General features: G+C 64.4%; 2 pseudogenes. One reads left to right on the forward strand and one right to left on the reverse strand.

Annotated features, from left to right (window positions below):
• Positions 1-231, reverse strand: a pseudogene (locus EN750_RS37480) (hypothetical protein); the annotation flags it as partial.
• A gap of 187 nt (positions 232-418) precedes the next feature.
• On the opposite strand from EN750_RS37480, the pseudogene EN750_RS37485 reads away from it, so the two are divergent.
• Positions 419-646, forward strand: a pseudogene (locus EN750_RS37485) (neutral zinc metallopeptidase); the annotation flags it as partial.
• Between the last annotated feature and the right edge of the window lie 57 nt (positions 647-703).

A 703-nucleotide genomic window follows, 5' to 3' on the forward strand; every position in this document is an offset into this window, starting at 1 on the left:
CACTGTCGCCAAAGCCGGTACCGAGAACAGACCGCGATTGTCGACCTCGCGGGTCAGGCCGAGCGCTGGCCCCAGCAGGCGGCTGATCGACAGTCCGCCGCGTTCCAATGCCTGCAAGGTGGCGGGGTCGGTGACGGCAACGCTGGAATCGAGCGTCACCGCGCCGGCTACCGGCGTGCCGAGGCAAAACAACGCCGCAATCAGCGACAGGAACGAACCGATCGTCTTCAAGCCCAATACATCCCCCATCCACGAGCAATGCTACAGGCCTTGCGCACTCTCGGCCAGAGCGGTGAGGCCGTCATGCCAGAACCGCCGCGGTCTGGAAAAATGCTGTGACTTGGAGCAACCATTGAGATAGTTGTTTGTTGGGTTGAGCCCCGCAACAACGGGGAAGTTTGCAGCGCGAGGAGTTGCCATGCTCTGGAGAGGTCGTCGTCAGAGTGACAATATCGAGGACGACCGCAGCGGCGGTGGCGGGCTCGGCGGCGGCGGTGGCCAGTTCCGCATTCCGATCGGCGGCCGCACCGGTGGCGGCGGCAGCATCTTCCTCGTCATCCTGGTGGTGCTGGCCGGATGGTATTTCGGCTTCGATCCGTCGACGATCCTGGGTGGCGGCGGCGGACTGGCGCCGGGCGGCGGCGGCTAGATTACCGAGGACAGCGGCTCTGCTACGCCGGCCAATGATGAGATGAAGCAGTTC

This window comes from Mesorhizobium sp. M7A.F.Ca.ET.027.03.2.1 (genome assembly GCF_003999175.1).
In the GTDB taxonomy this organism is placed as follows: Bacteria; Pseudomonadota; Alphaproteobacteria; order Rhizobiales; family Rhizobiaceae; genus Mesorhizobium.